Raw genomic sequence first — 18,598 nt, 5'->3', positions numbered from 1 at the left:
GGCGATCACGGCGCCGGCGTGGCCCATGCGCCGCCGTGACGGGGCGGTAATCCCCGCGATGAAGCACACTAGCGGCTTGCCGAGATGTTCTTTCGCCCACGCGGCGGCCTCGATCTCCTGGCTGCCGCCGATCTCGCCGATCATCACCACGGCCTCGGTGTCCGGGTCGTCCTTGAAGGCGCGCATGACGGTCAGAAAATCCGTGCCGGTGACCGTATCGCCGCCGATGCCGACGCAGGTGGACTGCCCGAGCTTGTATTCGGCCATTTGCTCGACCGCTTCGTAATTGAGCGTGCCGGAGCGCGAGACCACGCCGATCTTTCCGGGTTTGTAGATATGCGCCGGCATGATACCGACCTTGCATTCATTGGGCGTGATCAGGCCCGGCGTGTTGGGGCCGACGATCACCACGTCGCGCCCGGCGGAATAACGCTTGACGCGCACCATGTCCTGCACCGGGATGCCGTCGGCAACGACGACAATCGTGCGGATGCCGGTGTCGATGGCTTCCATGATGGCGTCGGCGGCGAACGGCGGCGGCACGAAAATGCCGGCGATGTCGGCCCCGGTGCGCGCCACCGCCTCGTGCACGGTATCGAACAGGGGAATACCGAGATGCTTCGTGCCACCCTTGCCGGGCGTCACGCCGGCGACGACATTGGTGCCGATCTTGATGGATTCCTCAGCGTGGAAACTCCCGTGCTGGCCGGTCAGGCCCTGGATCACGACGCGCGAGGATTTATTAACAAAGATGCTCATGGGCGATAGCTCCGCTGGTGGCGCGCACGGCCATGGCCGCGGCATCGTCGAGATTGTTGGCAGTGAGAAATTTCAGACCGGACTGGGCCAGGACCGCGCGCCCCTGTTCCACGTTGGTGCCGGCGAGGCGCACGACCACCGGTACTTTGACGTTGAGTTCACGCATCGCGCGCACGATGCCTTCGGCCACCCAGTCGCAGCGGTTGATGCCGGCGAAGATGTTGACCAGCACCGCCTTGACGTTCTTGTCCAGCAGCACGATGCGAAAGGCGTTGGTGACTTTTTCCGGCGAGGCGCCGCCGCCGACGTCGAGAAAATTCGCCGGCCGCCCGCCGTGCAGGGCGATGGCGTCCATCGTGGCCATGGCGAGACCGGCGCCGTTGACGATGCAACCGACATTCCCCTCCAGCGCGATGTAGTTGAGGCCATGCGCGCCGGCTTCGACTTCCTTGGGGTCTTCCTCGTCGAAATCCCGCAGGTTGCTGATGTGCGGCCGACGGTAGATGGCGTTATCGTCGAACTGCATTTTGGCGTCCAACGCGAGCAGGCGGCCGTCCAGGGTGACGGCCAGCGGATTGACTTCAATCAGCACGGCATCGTTGTCGCGAAAGCAGCGGTACAGAGACTTCATCAGCTTCACCGCGGCGGGCAATTGCTTGCCGCCCAAGCTCAGATGCGCGGCGACCTTGCGGCACTGGAAGTCGAGCAATCCGACCGCGGGGTCCACCGCCTCACGCAGGATGCGCGCCGGCTCATTACGCGCGGTCTCTTCGATCTCGACGCCGCCACCATCGCAGGCGATGATCGTGATGCGCTGGCTGGCGCGATCGATGACCAGCCCGAAATAGGCTTCGCGGGCGATGTCGACAGCCTGCTCGATCAGCACGCGCTGCACGCGTTGCCCCTGCGGGGTGGTCTGGGCGGTGATAAGGGAACGGCCGATCATTTCATCGGTCGCCGCGCGCACTTCGTCAACGGTGTGCGCCAGCTTGACGCCGCCGGCCTTGCCGCGGCCACCGGCGTGGATCTGCGCCTTGATCACGAAGCGGTTGACGCCGAGTTCTTCGGCCACGGCCGCCGCCTGTTCCACGCTGTGCGCCACGCTGCCCGCGGGCACCGGCACGCCGTATTGACGCATCAAATCCTTCGCCTGGAACTCGTGAATATTCATGCTGGCTGCTCCTGACCCATTTTGATTCGTAGCATTTTCTCCATGACGACCTCGGCCTGGCGGATCGAGGCGGCATCGAGCATGCGGCCATCGAGCGTCACTGCCCCCAGGCCGCGTTTGGCGGCATCCGCCATCGCCGCCAGAATCCGCTCGGCGCGCGTGACCTCGGCATCGGTGGGCGTGAACACCTCGTTCGCGAGCGCGATCTGCGAGGGATGAATCGCCCACTTGCCTTCGATACCGAGCGCGGCCGCCGAACGCGCGGCGGAGCGATAACCCTCGGCATCCTGGATGTCGCTGAACGGCCCGTCGATCGGACGCAGGCCGTAGGCGCGGCAGGCGACCACGAGGCGCGCCTGCGCGTAGTGCCATTGATCATTCCAGTGACGTTCACGACCGCCGCCATCCGCGTGTGTGAGCACGGTATAATCCGCATTGGCTCCGCCCATGTGCGTGACACGCGCCTGGGTCGAGGCCGCGAAGTCGGCCACGCCGAAAACCAGCGCCTCCATTCTTTCGGGGCAGGTCGCGGCGATGTCCTCGATGTTGGCCATGCCGCGCGCGGTTTCGATCAGCGCATTGATGCCGATGGGTTTAAGTCCCTTGGATGCCTCGATCTGCGACAGCAAGGTGGCCACGAAGTAGATGTCCTCGGGGGTATTAACCTTGGGAACCAGCAGCGTGTCGAGATGTTTACCTGCCTGTTCCACGATATCCACGATGTCGCGGTAACAGTAGTGGGTATCGAGGGCGTTGATGCGCACGGAAACGGCGCAGCGCGACCAATCGTGATGCAGCAGGGCGTGGATAACGTTCTTGCGCGCCTGCTCCTTGTCGGCGGGTGCCACGGCGTCCTCGAGATCCATGAAAACGATATCGGCGCCGAGCGTGGGGGCCTTCTCCAGCATGCGCGGATTACTCCCGGGAACGGCAAGCTCACTTCGATGGAGACGGTCCTTGATGGGCATTAAGGTCCTTTCCTGGTGTCGGTAGTTATTCTGGTAAGACTTTCCTTGACACTACCTAAAAGCATTCAATCGTCAGGTTCGCTGGTTTGCCTAGCGAGATTTTTACGTGGTTATTTTGGGTCAGACTGAGCTAACAGGCGCGCGCCGCTTTATGATTTTTCTATGACGTCATCATGGCGTCAAGCAGCCCCACCGTCAATCTCATTCATGATACTGGTTTGATAGCGTGTCAAATTCGAGCCCTTGATCCGCTTCCGTGAGTGGTCAACGCCGTTTCAGGCTCATTTATCTAAATAAAACAGCGGTAACACAATGACCGCATAGATCAATGTATATACGAGCATAACTATACCGAGCATAAATATGCCGATGATCTGCGCCCATATTAGGGTTACGCTATTTTCCGACCCCGTTTCTTTCGTCCCTCGTTTGAAAATGTGTTTACGGGCCTTTAATCTTCTTATCGCCATGAAGAAACACCATATAGCGATGCAGAAAGAGAGAGCCGGCAGAATAAGATAGTATGCGTATGGATTCATCGCAGAGCCGTTTCACGAATCAGGACAATTAAAATTAGACGCCCTGTGGCACCTTTAATTACGCCATCGTGGCGGCATTCATACTGCGCCGTCAATCTAGTTTAAGGCACTGGCTTGGTAGCTGGCCAAATTTAAGAGGGAAGTTTGGCGCAAGCACTACCACCCGTGCACCTTGGTACTGCGACAGGAGGGGCTCATGAAAAACGGAAGTAATGAGAGCAGGGGGAATTTTGCTTGCAGGCCTTTTATTGTTTCTCCGCGACAACCCGGCCCTCGGCGTTTAAGAATACCCGGTAGCGGTTTCCGTCTTTACATGTCGCCATGTGATCGTTGTCACCTTTCGTGATAACGCTGACGACCTGACCGCAGGGCAGCCCCAGGAGCGCGATCACCGACGTCATGTCCTTGAGGAGCGCTGCGTCCTCCGCCGCCTGCAACGGTCCGGTGCAAAACGCCGCCAGCGCGATTATCAGGGTCCAAGCCTTCACATGTTTGTGCATCGGGTTTCTCCTGCTGTCAGATTAGAGAGTGGCAAACTTGGCCGGATCGGCCAGGATACCCCAGATCGCTTCGCGCGAGGCCACGATCGCGCGGGCCAGTTCCGGATCGCCGTCCTGGAGCAAAGCAAGCACCTTGAGGATTAGTGACTCGTATGGTTGCCGCAGCTCGGCGAGGGTGGTCTTGGTCCGCCCCTGGTAATACGCCCGGAATTGATTCAGCAGGTCATCGACCTGATTCTTGAGCGTGATCTTGGTGAACACGCCGATGGCCTTGGTTTCCTTGAGCCGGGTTTCCAGCGCCGTCAGGTCTAGCGGCGGCGATGTCACTTTCTTTTCAGGGCTGGGCGCGGTGCTCGGTTTCTTAACGGGTCGTTCCGTGGGTACCTTTGCCGGGGCCTTGGTTTCGGGCGGTTCGGCCTTGGCGACGCTCGGCTCGGTGGGCTGGGTCACGGACGGCTCGATTGCCGCCGCCGTCTCCGTCTCCGGCGCAGCGGTCGGCGGCGGCGCACGCTTCACGCTGGCGCATCCGGCAGTCAGAAGCAAAAGCAGGAGCCCGACCATGCGCATGGCGGACATCAACCGCTTTTCAGCACCGTTCTCCGCCGATCTGTCACTCATACGTCTTCCCTGTACGGAACCATTTAGTTCGCCATGATGGTGTCATTCATATCGTGGCGTCAATCTCGTTTAATACTGCGCCACACGCTCGCCAGCCACGGCTGCTGTGCGCGCGGCACACCGGCAGGGCGGTAATAGTGAGTCAGCTCAACGAAGCCGGCGGCGGACATATAACGGCGCCAGGTTTCCAGATCATGGTACGCGCAGTAACATCCACGGTTCCAGCCTTCCTGGTTCTGGCCGTGCGGGTTCGAGCTGAACAGCACGCCGCGCGGTTTCAGCGTGGCGTGCAATTCCCGCAACACGCGCGGCAACTCCTGGCTGGGGACATGAAACAGCGCGGCGTTGGCGAACACGCCATCGAAATGCTGATCCGGAAGATCGAGCCTGAGGAAATTCTGCTGCCACACCTCGCTGCCGCTGTGGGCGCGCGCCATGTCGGCAAAGCGCGCGGCGCCTTCCAAACCTACGGCGATGTGACCGAGTCCGGCAAACGTCTTGAGGTCGCGCCCCGGCCCGCAGCCGAAATCGAGTATCGTGAACGGCGGCTCAGCCTCGATGTATTGCAACAGCGCCGTGACGTTCTGGCTGACGTCGTGATCGTGCGTGCCTTTCCAGAAATCATCGGCGCGCTGGTCGTAATTTTCCAGGGTGAGACCGGCGATTTTCTCAAGGTCTTGCGGGTTCAGTTTCATGAAAACACTTCATTTACTCAAAAGCACGTTACCCCGTATCACACCTCCTGATCCACCGGACAAGACCAGGGTCGAGATACGGACGAAGCTCCATCGCGTGCCTATAAAAGCATGACTCACTTCAAGACCGAACGTACGGCGATCTCGCCTAGACTACACTTCCGAAACTTTTATCGGTTGACCCCGCTGGTGCCTTGAGTCCCGCAATCCGGCAACCCTGCGCCACCGGCCCGCCCGGATAAAGCTGATAGAGATACTTGATCCCGCCCTTACCGTGGAAGTGTTCATCGAGCGCATCGTGCAGTTCACGCATGCTGAGGGTGATCTCCTGATGCTTGGTGTAATACTCCTGCAGCGCGCGTACTGCTTCCCAGTGATCCGGGCCGAGCACCAGCTCTTCTTGCCGTGCGGTCTTAAGGGCCATCTCCTTCGTCCAGTCGGCCGGTGCATGAGGGAACTTGGGATCCTTATTCGATACGCTTCCAGCTGTCTTGATCGCATCTAATAAACTCATGGCTCGTCCCTCCTTTCTTCAATACCCAGAAGTACATGGTTTACATGCTTAGTTTTCCACCCTTTTAGGACATCAACTACATGATTTTGGATGGCATCAAACCCTGACTATTCCTGCCAATGAAACTTTCATAATCTCGTGAAAAATATTTCCGCACAGCCAGTGCCGCGAGTTATTTCAGTCCCTCATCACAGCATAACGAATAATTCTGGTCCGCCCCACGGCAGCATCGCCATGGCGACGGAGTAGCTATCGCTAATCCCAGCGGTCGTCGCGGATCTGGATCGCACCGTCCTGCACGCGCAGCGGAAATTTATACACCGGCTCATAGGCGGGTGGCGCCGTGACCGCGCCGCTTTTGATATTGAACCTGGCGCCATGGCGCGGGCAGACGATCTCTTCGCCTTCGACCGTACCACTGGCGAGTTCGCCGCCGTCGTGGGTACAGATGTCTTCGATCGCGTGGTATTCGCCACCAAGGTTGAATACCGCGACCTTGACGCCATCCAGATACACCAGCTTTGATCCGCCCGGTGGGATTTCACCGATCTTAGCGACATCCGCCCAGTCTGACATGGCACGGCTCCAGGTTTTGTGCTGTTCAGACCAAGCCGAGCTGAAGCTTGGCCGCTTCCGACAGGGTGTCCATGCTCCACGGCGGGTCCCACACCAACTCCACCTGCGCCTCTTTTACGCCAGGCACCTGTTTAATGGCGCATTCCACCGTGCACGGGAAAGTCTGCGCCACCGGGCAAGCGGGGCTCGTCAAGGTCATGCGGATATGCGCCTTGCCTTCGCGCTCATCCACGTCGAGAGCGTAAATCAGCCCGAGGTCGTAAATGTTGAGCGGGATCTCGGGGTCATGAATTTTGCGCAGCGCGTCGATAACCTGCTGCTTCAGACCGGTTTCGGTCCCGGCCTGTTCCCGCGCCAGCTTGATCAGATCGAGATTCATCGTTCATCACTCCGTGCTCACCGTGCCGCGCTCGTCATGCAGCGCCGCACGCAAGGTATGCCAGGGTAACGTGGCGCATTTGACGCGGGCGGGGTACTCATGCACGCCCGCCAGCACTTTGAGTTTGCCGACTTCACCGCTCTCGCCTTCTTGCGTCAGCAGGTTATGCACGTTCTTGAACAGCGTCTCCGCCTCCTGCACGGTCTTGCCTTGCAGCGCTTCGGTCATCAGCGACGCGGAAGCCGTGGAGATGGCGCAGCCGGCGCCTTCAAAACCCACGTCCTTGATAACGCCGTCCTCCACTTTGAGATGAACGGTGAAATCATCGCCGCACACCGGGTTATAGCCGTGCGCGTGATGGTTGCTGCCCGCAGGCCGCTTCTGAAAGTTCCGCGGACGGCGGTTATGGTCGAGAACCACTTCTTCGTACAAGGCGCGCAGATCCGACATCATTGAAACACCTCCTTGGCTTGGTGCAGCGCCGTCAACCTCAATTTGGCGGCAAGGTTGCGCTCCAGTTGCGACCGCACCGGCTCGAGACGCAGGCGGCTCAACACATCCCGTGCAAAGGCATAGGTCAGCAGGTCGCGCGCCGCGGCTTCATCCACGGCGCGTGACCGCAGGTAAAACAGCGCATCCGGGTCCAGTTGTCCGACCGTGGCGCCGTGGGCGCATTTCACATCGTCGGCGTAGATTTCGAGCTGCGGTTTGGTGTCGGCTTCGGCATCGCGCGACAGCAGCAGGTTGTTGTTCACCTGCTGGGCGTCGGTGTGCTGGGCATCGGGCCGCACCACGACGCGGCCGTGAAACACGGCGCGCGAGCGGCCATCGAGCACGCCCTTGTAGAATTCGCGGCTGGTGCCGCGCGGTTTGGCATGGTCGATGTGCGTGTGGTTGTCCACGTGCTGGCGGCCGCCGATCACGTACAGACCGTTCAGGTGGCATTCCGCGCCTTCGGCATCCAGCACGCTGCGCAGGTCGTTGCGCACCAGCCGCCCGCCGAGATCGATACCGTGCGCCGTGAACCGGCCGTCACGGTCGAGATGCGCGTGCATGCCGCCGATGTGGTACGCGCTGGCGCCCTCTTCCTGCAGCCGGTAGTGCTCAATCATGGCATGCGTACCGACCACCACTTCGGTCAATGCATTCGTGAAATAAGACGCCTCGCCGACGGCCACGTAGTTCTCGATCAGGACCGCCTGACTGTCCTCTTCGGCCACCACCAGGTTGCGCGGCTGGGAGAGCAGGGGGCCGCCCGCGCCGGTGGTGACGTACAACAGGTGTATCGGCTTCGCCAGACGCGCACCACGGCCGAGATGGATGTAAGCGCCGTCGGTGAACAAGGCCGTATTCAATGCGGCGAAACCGTGAATCTTTTCCGGGACGTAATGGCCGAGATAAGGCTCGAGCATGTGCGCCTGATCGTGCAGCGCTTCGGCCAGACCCATCATCGTGACACCCTTGGGCCACGCGCCCGGTGCCGACAATTTTTCGGAATAATGGCCATTCACGAAAACCAGACGATGCGACGGCAGATTTTCAAACCAGAATCCTTCAAGCTGTGCCGAGTCCACGCCATTCACGTCCCTGGCTGCCGGTTTAAAGCCGGTCTGGACAAGCGGCGTAACGTCGGTGTATTTCCACGCCTCATCCCGCGTCGTCGGAAATCCGACCTCCGCGAAACGCGAGGCACCGCCCCGGCGCAGGTCGCGCAGCCAGGACGGCGCTTTAGCGAGTCCTTTCTCCGCCGCACCCATGGCGTCGAGATAGGTTTCTTTGGGTGTGCTGTTCGGGTCCATAAAAACCTCGGTTTCAGGCGATCGCCGGCGCGACTTCCTGGGTGATCCACCCGTAGCCGTGTTTCTCGAGTTCGTAAGCCAGGGTCTTGTCGCCGGATTTGGCGATACGTCCGTCCACGAGCACATGCACCTGATCCGGCTCGATGTAGTTGAGCAGGCGCTGATAATGGGTAACCAGAATGATCGCGCGCTCCGGACTGCGCAGGACATTGACACCTCGCGCCACGACCTGCAGCGCATCGATATCGAGTCCCGAGTCGGTCTCGTCCAGAATGGCGAGTTTCGGCTCCAGCACCGCCATCTGCAGGATCTCGTTGCGTTTCTTCTCGCCGCCGGAAAAGCCTTCGTTGACCGAGCGGTACAATAATTCCTCCGGCATCTCCACAAGTTTCATACGGTCCTTGACCAGCGCGAGAAAATCCATGGCATCGAGTTCCGCCAGGCCCTGGGACTTGCGGATGGCGTTGAGCGCCGACTTGAGCAGGTAGATGTTGCTCACGCCGGGAATCTCCACCGGATACTGGAACGCGAGGAACATGCCCTGCCGTGCACGCTCCTCGGGCGGGAGTTCCAACAGGTTCCGACCTTGGTAAATCACCTCGCCCGCCGTCACCTCATAGTGTTCGTGCCCGGCCAGCACATTGGCGAGCGTGCTCTTGCCGGAGCCGTTCGGCCCCATGATGGCGTGCACTTCGCCGGCCTTCACCTCCAGGTTGACACCCTTGAGGATCGGTTTGCCGTCAACACTCGCATGCAGATTTTTGATGGATAACACGCAAAATTCCTCGCTCTAGTTTCCGGACTATCCTGCCGTCCCTGGCGCAGCTTTCTCGATCCACCTGACCCCAGCCCGCACGTCCGTGTGCGGGCGTTCGACGGCGCGGGTGAAGCGGAGAAGTCGTCGACACACTTAACGTGTGTCGACGCTGCTGAACGGGTGCAACGATTCTTGTTGCACCTTGGGCTGCAAACGTTAAGTGCATCCGCGACTTCCCCGCCTCACCCAATGGCGCCTTCCAGGCTCACGCCCAAAAGTTTCTGCGCCTCGACGGCGAACTCCATGGGCAGCTCCTTGAACACCGCCTTGCAGAAACCGTTCACGACCATGGACACGGCGTCCTCGGTGGACAGCCCCCGGCTCTGCAAGTAGAACAGCTGATCGTCGCTGATCTTGGACGTCGTTGCCTCATGCTCGACCCTGGCCGTGGGGTTTTTCACCTCGATGTACGGGAAGGTATGCGCGCTGCATTTGTCGCCCATGAGCAGCGAATCGCACTGTGTATAGTTGCGTGCGTTCTCCGCGCCCTTCAGGATTTTCACCAGCCCGCGATAGGCGTTGCTCCCGCGGCCCGCAGCAATGCCCTTAGAGATGATGGTGCTCTTCGTGTTCCTGCCGATGTGGATCATCTTGGTGCCGGTGTCGGCCTGCTGATAGTGATTGGTCACCGCCACCGAATAAAACTCGCCCACGCTGTTGTCGCCTTCGAGGATCACGCTCGGGTATTTCCAGGTGATGGCGGAGCCAGTCTCCACCTGCGTCCAGGAGATTCTGGCGTTCGGGCCGCGGCAGGCGCCGCGCTTGGTCACGAAGTTAAAAATGCCGCCGCGTCCCTGCTCATCGCCGGGATACCAATTCTGCACCGTGGAATATTTGATTCGCGCGTCCTTGAGCGCGACAAGCTCCACCACCGCCGCGTGCAGCTGGTTTTCGTCGCGCATGGGCGCGGTGCAACCTTCGAGGTAACTCACGTACGCGCCCTCGTCGGCGATGATCAGCGTGCGCTCGAACTGGCCGGTCTTGGAGGCGTTGATGCGAAAATACGTGGACAGCTCCATGGGGCAGCGCACGCCCTTGGGCACGTACACGAACGAGCCGTCGGTGAACACCGCCGAGTTCAACGTGGCGTAGAAATTATCGGTGTAGGGCACGACCGAACCGAGATATTTTTGCACCAGCTCCGGGTGGTTTTGCACCGCCTCGGAAAACGAACAGAATATGATTCCGAGACTCCCGAGCTTCTCCTTGAACGTGGTCGCCACGGACACGCTGTCGAACACCGCATCTACCGCGACGCCGGCGAGCAGTTCGCGCTCCTTGAGCGGGATGCCGAGCTTCTCGTAGGTGTCGAGCAGCTTGGGATCGACCTCTTCGAGACTCTTGGGCCCGTCCTTTCCGACCTTGGGCGCGGAGTAATAGACGATGGCCTGATAATCGATCGGAGGGTAATGCACATGGGCCCAGATCGGCGTGGCCATGGTCAGCCAGTGCCGGTAGGCCTTGAGCCGCCACTCGCGCATAAATTCCGGTTCGTTTTTCTTGGCCGAAATCAGGCGAATAATGTCCTCGCTGAGACCGGGCGGAACCGAATCCGCCTCGACGTCCGTGATGAAACCCGCCTTGTATTCCCGCTTGAGCAGGGTGTCGATCTGTTCCGTTGATCTGGACATCGTTACCTCCAAATGCCAAGCGGTAGCGCGGTCTGGAAATACCCGCGTCCCGGGTAAGGAATAACATACTAAAGTAGTCAGGTATTAAAATACTATTGTTGATTGTTTCAGTCAACTATCGACCCCTGGTAAAACAGGGGTTTACTCTTAACTAACTCAAATGGCAGTTGGGGTTCACCATAACGGTTTACTCAGATTCTCCGTGAACGAAGAGAACATGATATTGAAGCTGATGCTGATTCTCTCTTCCTCGCTCATGTTGGTGTCAACGGAGTGTTGCAGATAGGCGCGAAAAACAAGCAGGGTGCCGTTCTTCACTGTTACCACGACCTGGTCGGTATTTTCGACCGTGAGCTCCACGACCGGCGTTTCTTACATCATGCCCGAGGAGGTGCCGGCGCTCCCGCGCCTGCCCGAGCACAAGGCTTGGCACTACACGCCGCTATGCGCGGCGTCTTCGGCTCCGGAGCTGGTGCTCATGTGGATCGACGGACGGCAGGTGATGCTGATTCAGGAAGCCATGGGCAGCGCGCATTGGAAGTCCGGCAAGGGTTTGCGCACCACCGGACGGCCGGCCTGCGGTGCGCTGGCGCTCGCTTACCATCACGCCGAAGCGGTGTTGTCATTCGGCTGCGCCGGCATGCGTACCTTCACCGAGATACCCGACCATTACATGCTGCTGGTCGTGCCGGGCGAATCGGTGGAAGGGCTATGCCGTGGCCTCGAGCAGACCGCCCAATCCAATGCGGCGGTGCAGTGCGTGTACGATAAACAAAAGACCTCGTTCGCCTGAACAACGCTTTTCCAGGTTCGTGCAAGAGCAGCACGAACCCTGAAATGCAAGCGGACACTAAACGGAGCAAACGGGGAGAATGGTGGCCGGGGTCGGAATCGAACCAACGACACGCGGATTTTCAATCCGCTGCTCTACCAACTGAGCTACCCGGCCTTAAAAGAGCGCCGCATTATAGTGAACTTGACGGGGGTTGTACAAACCGCCGAATTCATGCGCTTGACTCGCCAAAAAAACCACCGTCGTTGCGCGCCAACAGCCATGATTTTTAACAGGTTGAACAATTCGTGGCCAGGATTTAAGGTCTGGCCTCGCCGCTACCCGCACTCGCTCGCATGAAAGTCGTCCTGATCAATCCCTACGAAATCGGCCGCCAGCCGTTCGGTCTGGCCGAACCGGCCGCCTGGCTCAGACGCGCCGGTTGCGAGGTGCATTGTCTCGATCTCACGCTGCAACGTCTAGAGCCCGAGGTGTTGCGCGATGCCCATGTCGTGGCGATCTATGTCGCCATGCACACCGCCACACGCATCGCGGTGGAAGCGATACCGCGCATCCAGACGCTCGCGCCCCGGGCGCATCTGTGCGTGTACGGCCTGTACGCGCCGATGAATGAAAAGCGGCTGCGCGAGCTGGGCGTTCACACCGTGCTGGGCGGCGAGGTCGAGCCGGCCCTTGTGTCGCTGGTGGAACGCCTGCGCGCCGGCGACGGCCAGGTGCAAACCGAGCCGGTGGTGAATCTTTCTAAAATTGAATTTCTCACGCCGGACCGACACGCGTTGCCGCCGCTGGCGCGTTACGCCCATTTGCAATTGCCGGATGGCGGCCGCAAGACCGTTGGCTTCGTCGAGGGCAGCCGCGGTTGCAAGCATCTGTGCCGCCATTGCCCGGTGGTGCCGGTGTATCACGGCATATTCCGAGTCATACCGGTGGATGTCGCGATGGCCGACTTGCGCCAGCAAGTGGCGGCCGGCGCGCAACATATTTCCTTCGGCGATCCGGATTTTCTGAACGGCCCGACGCATGCACTCAAGCTCGTGCAGGCCTTGCACGCCGAATTTCCGGATATTACCTATGATGCCACCATCAAGGTCCAGCATCTCATCGACCATGCCGAGCTGCTGCCGGTATTAACAGCCACCGGCTGTCTTTTCATCACCGCCGCGGTGGAATCGGTCGACGATCGCGTGCTCGAACTGCTCGCCAAGAACCATACGAATGAGGATTTCGCGCGCGCCGTGGCGCTGTGCCGCGCGTCCGGTATCGCGCTTGCGCCGACGTTCGTGGCGTTCACGCCCTGGACCACGTTGGGGGGTTATATCGAACTGCTCAAACGCCTGCTCGAACTCGATCTGGTCGAAAGCGTGCCACCGATTCAATTGGCGATCCGCCTGCTGATCCCGCAGGGGTCGTTGCTGTTAGCGCTGCCGGGTTTTCAGGCGGACATCGGCGAGTTCGACCCCAAACTCCTGGGCTTCCCCTGGAAAAATCCCGACACGCGCGTCGATCGCTTGCAGCGCTCGGTACAGGAACTGGTGGCGCAGGCCGAGGCCCGAGGCTTGAGCCGGCGTGAGATATTCGCGCGCATCTGGGGATTGGCGCATGTGGAGCTGGGCGTGGATGCTCCCGTGCTGGCGGATACCGGTATGGGCGCGCCTATCCCGCGCCTGTCCGAACCGTGGTATTGCTGCGCCGAACCGACCGACCAGCAGTTGCAGAGTTTTTAAAACAGAACGCGGAGCGCCGAGATCAAACTGCTGACAAGAGGTGTTACTTGCTGGCCGGCGGCACGTAACCGGCCGGCAACTGCGAGCCCTCGCCGAAAAAAAATTTTTCCATTTCACCCTCGAGCATCTTGCGCGCCTTGGGGTCCATGGGACTCAGGCGATACTCGTTCATCAGCATGGTCTGGTGGCCAAGCCACATCTTCCACGCCTCCTTCGAGACGCTCTCCCAGATACGCTTGCCGAGCTCACCGGGGTAGGTCGGGTAATCCAGTCCTTCGGCCTCTTTGCCGAGTTTGATGCACTTCACCATGCGGGCCATTAGTTCGACTCCATGCTTCTCAATTGTTCGAGCAGACGTTTTACCGGCGCGCTGAATCCGCGCTGATCCGGCCGGCGCACGTTATACCAGACTGTTTCGGCATTCTCCATCGCCTGGTCCGTTCCCCCCACCACATGCGCGGGTATCGGCGTGATGTCGAGATGAAAGTGGCTGAAGGAATGACGCAGCACCGGCCACGGTGCATCGGTCTGGATGTTCAAGCCGAGTTGCTGGCGGCACCAGCGTCGCGCGTTGCCGTCGGCGCATTCGGGAAACCCCCACAGGCCGCCCCACAGTCCCGCCGGCGGGCGCCGTTGCAGCAAAACGCGTCCGCGTTGGTCACGAATCATGAGCATGCGGGTGGCCTTGACCGGCGCGCTGCGTTTAGCCGCGCGTACTGGATAGTCCTGCGGTGCGCCGAGCCGACAGGCATGGCAGTCGGTACGCAGCGGACAGGCCGTGCATCGGGGTTTGGTGCGAGTACACACGGTCGCGCCCAGATCCATGATCGCCTGCGTGTAGTCGGCCACGCGCGTTCGTGGCGTGTGTTTTTCGGCCAGTTGCCACAGGCGGTCTTCCGTCTCGCGTTTGTTGAGCAGCGTATCAACGGCGTGATAGCGTGCCAGCACTCGTTTGACGTTGCCGTCGAGTATCGGATGTCGCTGGCCGAAGGCCAGCGCCAGAATCGCGCCGGCGGTGGAACGGCCGATGCCCGGCAAATCCGCCACCGCTTCGAAGCGGCGCGGGAATACACTGGCGTGCACCTCCACAATGTGCCGTGCCGCTTTGTGCAGGTTGCGTGCGCGGGCGTAGTACCCGAGACCGGTCCAGAGATGCAGCACCTCGTCCAGATTCGCGCGCGCGAGCGCCTTAATATCAGGAAACCGCGCAATGAAACGATTGAAATAAGGGATGACGGTGGTCACCTGCGTCTGCTGCAGCATGATTTCCGACACCCAAATGCGGTACGGATCGCGCCTGCGTTTCCACGGCAGGGTCTTGCGTCCGTGGCGGTCGTACCACGCGAGCAGCCGCCGGCTGAGGGAAGCGCTACTCATGACCGGCCAGAGCCTCTACCTGGATCGCGGTGGCCTGGATTTCCTTCTGCAGAAAAGATTTCATCAGCCACGGGCCGATCAGCGGCGGGATAAAAAAATCCGGCACCATTTCCGCCGAATAATATAGCCGCGTTTTCGCGCCCTCCGCGACGACTCGCCAGCGTTCAACCGAATAGCTGAAGTCGCTGAGGGCCGGGTCGCCGATCACAACAATGTCATTCCGCGGCCAGGCCTGGATGTCGACGACCTTTTTCATGGTTTTGCAGAAAATCAGGACACAGGCGTGTAAGGTGACGCCCACGCGATGCCGGTTCTCGTCCTCCTGCTTCAGAATACGGCTCTCGACAATGATCTTGGAGACCCGCGTCAGGCGATCGTAGTCGGTCATGATCCGCCAGACCTTGTCGCGAGTGGCGTCGAGAACTACTTCGAAGGACACTGTGTAACGGCCATCGTCATGTGCGGCTTCGGTGCGCAGAATGTTGGCGGGGGCCGCAAGGACCGGAAACAGCAGGCCGGTGGCCAGCAGGATCGCTGAGTGGCGCCGCGCGTTCGACATGCCCGTTAACGAAGTTTAAATTTGTCTTTCAACTTTTCCTGCAGTTTTTGTTTTATTTCCGATTTCCTTTCTTCCAGTTTTTCCTTGAGTATGGCGTTCCAGTCAGGTTTGAATCGGGGTTTCGAGAAGGTGCCGTCAATCAGAATCGGATATGAACCGAGTGTGACGGTATAGTCCAGGGTTTCTCTAGGCAGATTGGCTGAACCCTTGCCGCCGATGTTCAGCAGATTTGGGCTCTGGATTTTCAGGTCGTTGTTCTGAACGATTCCATTTTTGATCTGTGCCGTTCCGCCCAGCTGGGAAAAGCGGGTTTCATCGCCGGGCTGGGGCGAGAGCTCGGTCAGCTTCTGATAGGTTTTATCACGCTTGGCGGCCTCGATGGTGTCGGTCATTTTCTTCAGGTCAATGCCCTTGATGGCGCCGTTTTGCACGGCGAAGCTGGCCGCACCGTTGAGCGTTTCCTTGATCTGATTGGCATCCAGTCCCTGGGCCGTGACCTTGGCGCTTAAATTCGCCGTGCCGGTAAATTTGTCGAACTGCAGGGCGTCCTTGAGCATCGGCGCCAGCGCCACGCCGCTGACCGATTCATCGATGGCGAGCATCGGGGTCTTGCCGCGCACGTCGAGCGTGGTGCGGCCCGCGTATTTGCCGCTGTAGAGCTTGGCCTGATTGGGGCCGAGCGCGATCAGGCCGTTGTCCGCCGTAACCTGTATCAGCGCGTCGCTCGAATGCAGATTCATCGCCTTGAGTTGCAGGATGCGGAACTTGCCCTGCACGGCGAGCGCGCGCAGCGCCGACAACGGGACTTCCACCGGCGCTGCCGTTGCGGCCGTGCCCGGCTTGGAGGCGGACGTGGCGGTCGGTGCCGGCGGCGGGAGATAAGCATCCAGGTCGATCTGGTCGAGTGTGAGATCGAATTGATAGGAAGGTTTGGTGAAATGACGCACCGCCAGTGAGCCGTTCAAGCGGCTGTCATCAAGATTGATTGCCAGGTCTTTCAGCTCGACACTGTCGGCCGTCGCGGAAAACTTTGTTTTGAGCGAAAGCCTGGTGAGCGCCGTCTTGCCGGCCGTTTCGATTTTCACGCCCAGTTTGTCCATGAGCGCGCGCGGGTTGAAAGGACTGATTTCGAGCGCACCGGTGACAGCCGGCGCGTCGAAAATATGCGTACCTTTGAAACTGGTTTGCAGCGCGAGATCCCCCAACGCCAGCGTGAGGCTGTCGACGTTCAGTGTCTGGGCCTCGAGGTCGAGATTCATCCGGGACTTCAGATCCACGCGCGTACGCAGCGGCGGCTGGCCGCTTTCCAGATCGAACGAAAGCTGGACATCGACCGGCTGGCTCGTGACGATCTTGCCGGTCTTGAAGTCGAGGTTGTGCACGGCGTAATGCGCGCCGTTCTTCTGATCATTCCAGGCGATGTCCGCCTTGCGGATATCGATCTTGTTGACGCTGACGCCGCCGATGCCGGGCTCCTTGCCCGGGATGGATTTCTCGGGAGCTTGTTCCGCCGTGGACGGCTTGACCAAGTCGTCCCAGTTGGTTTTGCCCGCGGCGTCGCGCGCGAGATTGAGTTTCAGGCCGTCGAGAAAAACGGTGTCGACAACCACTTGCTTACGCAGCAGCGGCAGCAGTTCCACTTTGGCACCGGCGGCGTCGATGTGCGCCATGGGTTCGGCACCGAAGCCGGGTGCGTTGCCCAGTTCGAGCTTGCCGGTCTCGATTCCGATCCAGGGGAAAAACGACCAGCCGAGCTTTCCGTCGATACGCAGTTCCCGGCCGGTCTTGTCCTTGACCGCCTTGATGATTTCTCCCTTGTACTCGTTGGGGTCGAAAACCAGCGTCAAGATGACGGCGAGTATTGCCAGCAGGGCCAACAACCCACCCAGCAGGATAGCTAGGATTTTTAAGGGTTTTTTCATGGCTATACTCCGTGCGGATAGGGGGGGGTGGAGCGGGTGATGGGAATCGAACCCACGCTACTTGCTTGGGAAGCAAGAGTTCTACCATTGAACTACACCCGCGGTTGGCCCAGCTTATGCATATATAAAGCATCATACCAGCCGAATCGACTGGTAGGAGAGATTCTACCTTGACAGCCCGAGACATCAAGCCGTGCCCGCAAAACGACGCTGATCCGTTATTGATCAGCTATCTCGATGCGATTGTGGCATTGACATGCCAGCGCGAGGCGCTGGGATTGACCACGTCCCTGATCGATTCTTTGTGCCAGCACGTGCGCGCAGAGCGCTTCCGGCTGTTGGCGGTTTCAAACCTCGACAGAAATGACGAATTGGACGGAAGCAACCTCCAGGGCGCCGTCGTGCGCGACTGGCTCGAGCCTTTGTCCGTCCCGGTGCCCATACGGTATGACCAGGATCTGCTGGCCTGCGCGCGCACGAAGAATCGCATCAGCCGCAAGCTGCCAGGCATGAAGGGCCGTCGACTGATATTGCCCATCATGGGTGTGGGTCATGTCACGGCGATGCTGGTGATCGAAGGCATGCGGGCGGTGGGCGGTGAAGACGAGGTGCTCGCGCGACTTCTCCAGATTTTCAGCAACCAGCTGTACCTGCTCTCGCGCAACGAACTGGACGGACTGACCGGCCTGCATAACCGTCAATCTTTCGACGAACGCATCAAGCATTTGGTCCTCAGCGCCGGTCATCGGGACCGGCGCGCGCAATCGTATGTGGCTGCGCAGCAGAACTGCCTGGCGTTGTTTGATATTGATCACTTCAAAATGGTCAATGACAAGTTCGGTCATCTGTATGGCGACGAGGTGCTGGTGCAGTTCGCGCGACTCATGAGTCGCGCGTTTCGTCATCAGGACATGATGTTCCGTTATGGTGGCGAAGAGTTTGCCGTGGTGCTGATCGGCATCGCCCCCGAGGCTTCCGTGCCGGTGCTGGACTCTTTTCGGCGGTCATTGGAGGCTTACGAGTTTCCGCAGATAGGCTGCAAGACCGTGAGTATCGGTGTGGCGTGTATTACCCCCGGTGAGAGCGTGGACACGACCATCAACCGGGCCGACAAGGCGTTGTACCACGCCAAACTTAATGGCCGCAATCAGGTATGTTGCTACGAGGCGCTGGTGGCGGAAGGAAAGCTTGCCCCGGTGACGGTAGCCACGGGCGACATCGAGCTTTTTTGATCGCGCGCCGTGCCGGCGTGCGTTA

At 59.9% G+C, this 18,598-nt stretch carries 21 protein-coding genes and 2 tRNA genes; 3 read left to right on the top strand and 20 right to left on the bottom strand.

Features of this window, described 5'->3' with window-relative positions; all coding sequences use genetic code 11:
- The 14 genes from sucD to WB402_RS00715 form a co-directional block, all read right to left on the bottom strand.
- Positions 1–759 (bottom strand): succinate--CoA ligase subunit alpha (gene sucD / locus WB402_RS00780; protein ID WP_424204794.1); only part of this gene is annotated, 759 nt, incomplete at its 3' end.
- Positions 743–1,930: an ADP-forming succinate--CoA ligase subunit beta gene (gene sucC / locus WB402_RS00775; RefSeq protein WP_424204792.1), complete on the bottom strand. Its 1,188-nt coding sequence runs from the start codon at positions 1,928–1,930 to the stop codon at positions 743–745. The genes sucC and sucD, both read right to left, overlap by 17 nt.
- Positions 1,927–2,898: an HpcH/HpaI aldolase/citrate lyase family protein gene (locus WB402_RS00770; RefSeq protein WP_424204790.1), complete on the bottom strand. Its 972-nt coding sequence runs from the start codon at positions 2,896–2,898 to the stop codon at positions 1,927–1,929. The genes sucC and WB402_RS00770 overlap by 4 nt, the downstream gene beginning before the upstream one ends.
- A gap of 784 nt (positions 2,899–3,682) precedes the next feature.
- On the bottom strand, positions 3,683–3,937 hold the full coding sequence (locus tag WB402_RS00765) for a hypothetical protein (RefSeq protein ID WP_424204788.1): 255 nt from the start codon (positions 3,935–3,937) through the stop codon (positions 3,683–3,685).
- Between the two features lie 21 nt (positions 3,938–3,958).
- Positions 3,959–4,555 carry a hypothetical protein gene (locus WB402_RS00760; RefSeq protein WP_424204787.1) on the bottom strand — a complete coding sequence of 199 codons (597 nt, stop codon included), beginning with the start codon at positions 4,553–4,555 and terminating at the stop codon, positions 3,959–3,961.
- A 59-nt stretch (positions 4,556–4,614) separates the two neighbouring features.
- A complete protein-coding gene (locus WB402_RS00755) occupies positions 4,615–5,250 on the bottom strand; it encodes a class I SAM-dependent methyltransferase (RefSeq protein ID WP_424204786.1) in 636 nt (211 codons plus the stop codon).
- 148 nt (positions 5,251–5,398) lie between these two features.
- Positions 5,399–5,764 carry a TusE/DsrC/DsvC family sulfur relay protein gene (locus WB402_RS00750; RefSeq protein WP_424204784.1) on the bottom strand — a complete coding sequence of 122 codons (366 nt, stop codon included), beginning with the start codon at positions 5,762–5,764 and terminating at the stop codon, positions 5,399–5,401.
- A 255-nt stretch (positions 5,765–6,019) separates the two neighbouring features.
- Positions 6,020–6,340: a Rieske (2Fe-2S) protein gene (locus WB402_RS00745; protein ID WP_424204782.1), complete on the bottom strand. Its 321-nt coding sequence runs from the start codon at positions 6,338–6,340 to the stop codon at positions 6,020–6,022.
- A 25-nt stretch (positions 6,341–6,365) separates the two neighbouring features.
- Positions 6,366–6,719: a DUF59 domain-containing protein gene (locus tag WB402_RS00740; RefSeq protein WP_424204781.1), complete on the bottom strand. Its 354-nt coding sequence runs from the start codon at positions 6,717–6,719 to the stop codon at positions 6,366–6,368.
- A 6-nt stretch (positions 6,720–6,725) separates the two neighbouring features.
- Positions 6,726–7,169, bottom strand: a complete 444-nt coding sequence (sufU, locus tag WB402_RS00735; protein WP_424204797.1) for a Fe-S cluster assembly sulfur transfer protein SufU — start codon at positions 7,167–7,169, stop codon at positions 6,726–6,728.
- Complete coding sequence (sufD, locus tag WB402_RS00730; RefSeq protein ID WP_424204779.1) at positions 7,169–8,518, bottom strand: Fe-S cluster assembly protein SufD; 1,350 nt, start codon at positions 8,516–8,518, stop codon at positions 7,169–7,171. The genes sufU and sufD overlap by 1 nt, the downstream gene beginning before the upstream one ends.
- A 13-nt stretch (positions 8,519–8,531) precedes the next feature.
- Positions 8,532–9,293: a Fe-S cluster assembly ATPase SufC gene (gene sufC, locus WB402_RS00725; protein WP_424204777.1), complete on the bottom strand. Its 762-nt coding sequence runs from the start codon at positions 9,291–9,293 to the stop codon at positions 8,532–8,534.
- A gap of 224 nt (positions 9,294–9,517) precedes the next feature.
- Positions 9,518–10,966, bottom strand: a complete 1,449-nt coding sequence (gene sufB, locus WB402_RS00720; RefSeq protein ID WP_424204776.1) for a Fe-S cluster assembly protein SufB — start codon at positions 10,964–10,966, stop codon at positions 9,518–9,520.
- A gap of 174 nt (positions 10,967–11,140) precedes the next feature.
- The gene (locus tag WB402_RS00715; protein ID WP_424204774.1) at positions 11,141–11,326 is read right to left on the bottom strand and encodes a putative 2OG-Fe(II) oxygenase; all 186 of its coding nucleotides are present in this window, start codon (positions 11,324–11,326) and stop codon (positions 11,141–11,143) included.
- On the opposite strand from WB402_RS00715, the gene WB402_RS00710 reads away from it, so the two are divergent.
- Positions 11,316–11,759 carry a DUF169 domain-containing protein gene (locus WB402_RS00710; protein ID WP_424204772.1) on the top strand — a complete coding sequence of 148 codons (444 nt, stop codon included), beginning with the start codon at positions 11,316–11,318 and terminating at the stop codon, positions 11,757–11,759. The two genes, WB402_RS00715 and WB402_RS00710, sit on opposite strands and share 11 nt — an antisense overlap.
- Positions 11,760–11,839: 80 nt before the next feature.
- On the opposite strand, the gene WB402_RS00705 is transcribed toward WB402_RS00710, so the two are convergent.
- Positions 11,840–11,915 (bottom strand) — tRNA-Phe (locus WB402_RS00705).
- 179 nt (positions 11,916–12,094) lie between these two features.
- Between WB402_RS00705 and WB402_RS00700 the strand changes: the two genes are divergently transcribed.
- On the top strand, positions 12,095–13,483 hold the full coding sequence (locus WB402_RS00700; protein ID WP_424204770.1) for a CUAEP/CCAEP-tail radical SAM (seleno)protein: 1,389 nt from the start codon (positions 12,095–12,097) through the stop codon (positions 13,481–13,483).
- A 43-nt stretch (positions 13,484–13,526) separates the two neighbouring features.
- Here the strand turns inward: WB402_RS00700 and WB402_RS00695 are convergent, their stop codons facing one another.
- From WB402_RS00695 to WB402_RS00675, 5 genes are all read right to left on the bottom strand, one after another.
- Complete coding sequence (locus WB402_RS00695; RefSeq protein ID WP_424204768.1) at positions 13,527–13,802, bottom strand: oxidative damage protection protein; 276 nt, start codon at positions 13,800–13,802, stop codon at positions 13,527–13,529.
- Positions 13,802–14,860, bottom strand: a complete 1,059-nt coding sequence (mutY, locus tag WB402_RS00690; protein ID WP_424204766.1) for an A/G-specific adenine glycosylase — start codon at positions 14,858–14,860, stop codon at positions 13,802–13,804. Before mutY ends, WB402_RS00695 begins: the two co-directional genes overlap by 1 nt.
- Positions 14,853–15,419, bottom strand: coding sequence for an SRPBCC family protein (locus WB402_RS00685; protein WP_424204764.1), 567 nt, complete (start codon positions 15,417–15,419; stop codon positions 14,853–14,855). Before WB402_RS00685 ends, mutY begins: the two co-directional genes overlap by 8 nt.
- A 5-nt stretch (positions 15,420–15,424) precedes the next feature.
- A complete protein-coding gene (locus WB402_RS00680; RefSeq protein WP_424204763.1) occupies positions 15,425–17,341 on the bottom strand; it encodes an AsmA family protein in 1,917 nt (638 codons plus the stop codon).
- 28 nt (positions 17,342–17,369) lie between these two features.
- Positions 17,370–17,443 (bottom strand) — tRNA-Gly (locus tag WB402_RS00675).
- A 68-nt stretch (positions 17,444–17,511) separates the two neighbouring features.
- Between WB402_RS00675 and WB402_RS00670 the strand changes: the two genes are divergently transcribed.
- A complete protein-coding gene (locus WB402_RS00670) occupies positions 17,512–18,573 on the top strand; it encodes a GGDEF domain-containing protein (RefSeq protein WP_424204761.1) in 1,062 nt (353 codons plus the stop codon).
- Positions 18,574–18,598: the final 25 nt, after the last annotated feature.

This window comes from Sulfuricaulis sp. (assembly GCF_049587675.1).
Classification (GTDB): Bacteria; Pseudomonadota; Gammaproteobacteria; order Acidiferrobacterales; family Sulfurifustaceae; genus Sulfuricaulis.
This window is presented reverse-complemented; position numbering and strand designations above follow the sequence as displayed.

Excerpts from the sequence above, each read along its gene's own strand:
- WB402_RS00695 (WP_424204768.1), bottom strand. The coding sequence starts at position 13,802 with ATGGCCCGCATGGTGAAGTGCATCAAACTCGGCAAAGAGGCCGAAGGA.
- sufD (WP_424204779.1), bottom strand. The coding sequence starts at position 8,518 with ATGGACCCGAACAGCACACCCAAAGAAACCTATCTCGACGCCATGGGT.
- WB402_RS00760 (WP_424204787.1), bottom strand. The coding sequence starts at position 4,555 with ATGAGTGACAGATCGGCGGAGAACGGTGCTGAAAAGCGGTTGATGTCC.
- WB402_RS00750 (WP_424204784.1), bottom strand. The coding sequence starts at position 5,764 with ATGAGTTTATTAGATGCGATCAAGACAGCTGGAAGCGTATCGAATAAG.
- WB402_RS00685 (WP_424204764.1), bottom strand. The coding sequence starts at position 15,419 with ATGTCGAACGCGCGGCGCCACTCAGCGATCCTGCTGGCCACCGGCCTG.
- sufU (WP_424204797.1), bottom strand. The coding sequence starts at position 7,169 with ATGTCGGATCTGCGCGCCTTGTACGAAGAAGTGGTTCTCGACCATAAC.
- sucC (WP_424204792.1), bottom strand. The coding sequence starts at position 1,930 with ATGAATATTCACGAGTTCCAGGCGAAGGATTTGATGCGTCAATACGGC.
- mutY (WP_424204766.1), bottom strand. The coding sequence starts at position 14,860 with ATGAGTAGCGCTTCCCTCAGCCGGCGGCTGCTCGCGTGGTACGACCGC.
- WB402_RS00745 (WP_424204782.1), bottom strand. The coding sequence starts at position 6,340 with ATGTCAGACTGGGCGGATGTCGCTAAGATCGGTGAAATCCCACCGGGC.
- WB402_RS00765 (WP_424204788.1), bottom strand. The coding sequence starts at position 3,937 with ATGCACAAACATGTGAAGGCTTGGACCCTGATAATCGCGCTGGCGGCG.
- WB402_RS00770 (WP_424204790.1), bottom strand. The coding sequence starts at position 2,898 with ATGCCCATCAAGGACCGTCTCCATCGAAGTGAGCTTGCCGTTCCCGGG.
- WB402_RS00680 (WP_424204763.1), bottom strand. The coding sequence starts at position 17,341 with ATGAAAAAACCCTTAAAAATCCTAGCTATCCTGCTGGGTGGGTTGTTG.
- WB402_RS00700 (WP_424204770.1), top strand. The coding sequence starts at position 12,095 with ATGAAAGTCGTCCTGATCAATCCCTACGAAATCGGCCGCCAGCCGTTC.
- WB402_RS00755 (WP_424204786.1), bottom strand. The coding sequence starts at position 5,250 with ATGAAACTGAACCCGCAAGACCTTGAGAAAATCGCCGGTCTCACCCTG.
- sufB (WP_424204776.1), bottom strand. The coding sequence starts at position 10,966 with ATGTCCAGATCAACGGAACAGATCGACACCCTGCTCAAGCGGGAATAC.
- WB402_RS00740 (WP_424204781.1), bottom strand. The coding sequence starts at position 6,719 with ATGAATCTCGATCTGATCAAGCTGGCGCGGGAACAGGCCGGGACCGAA.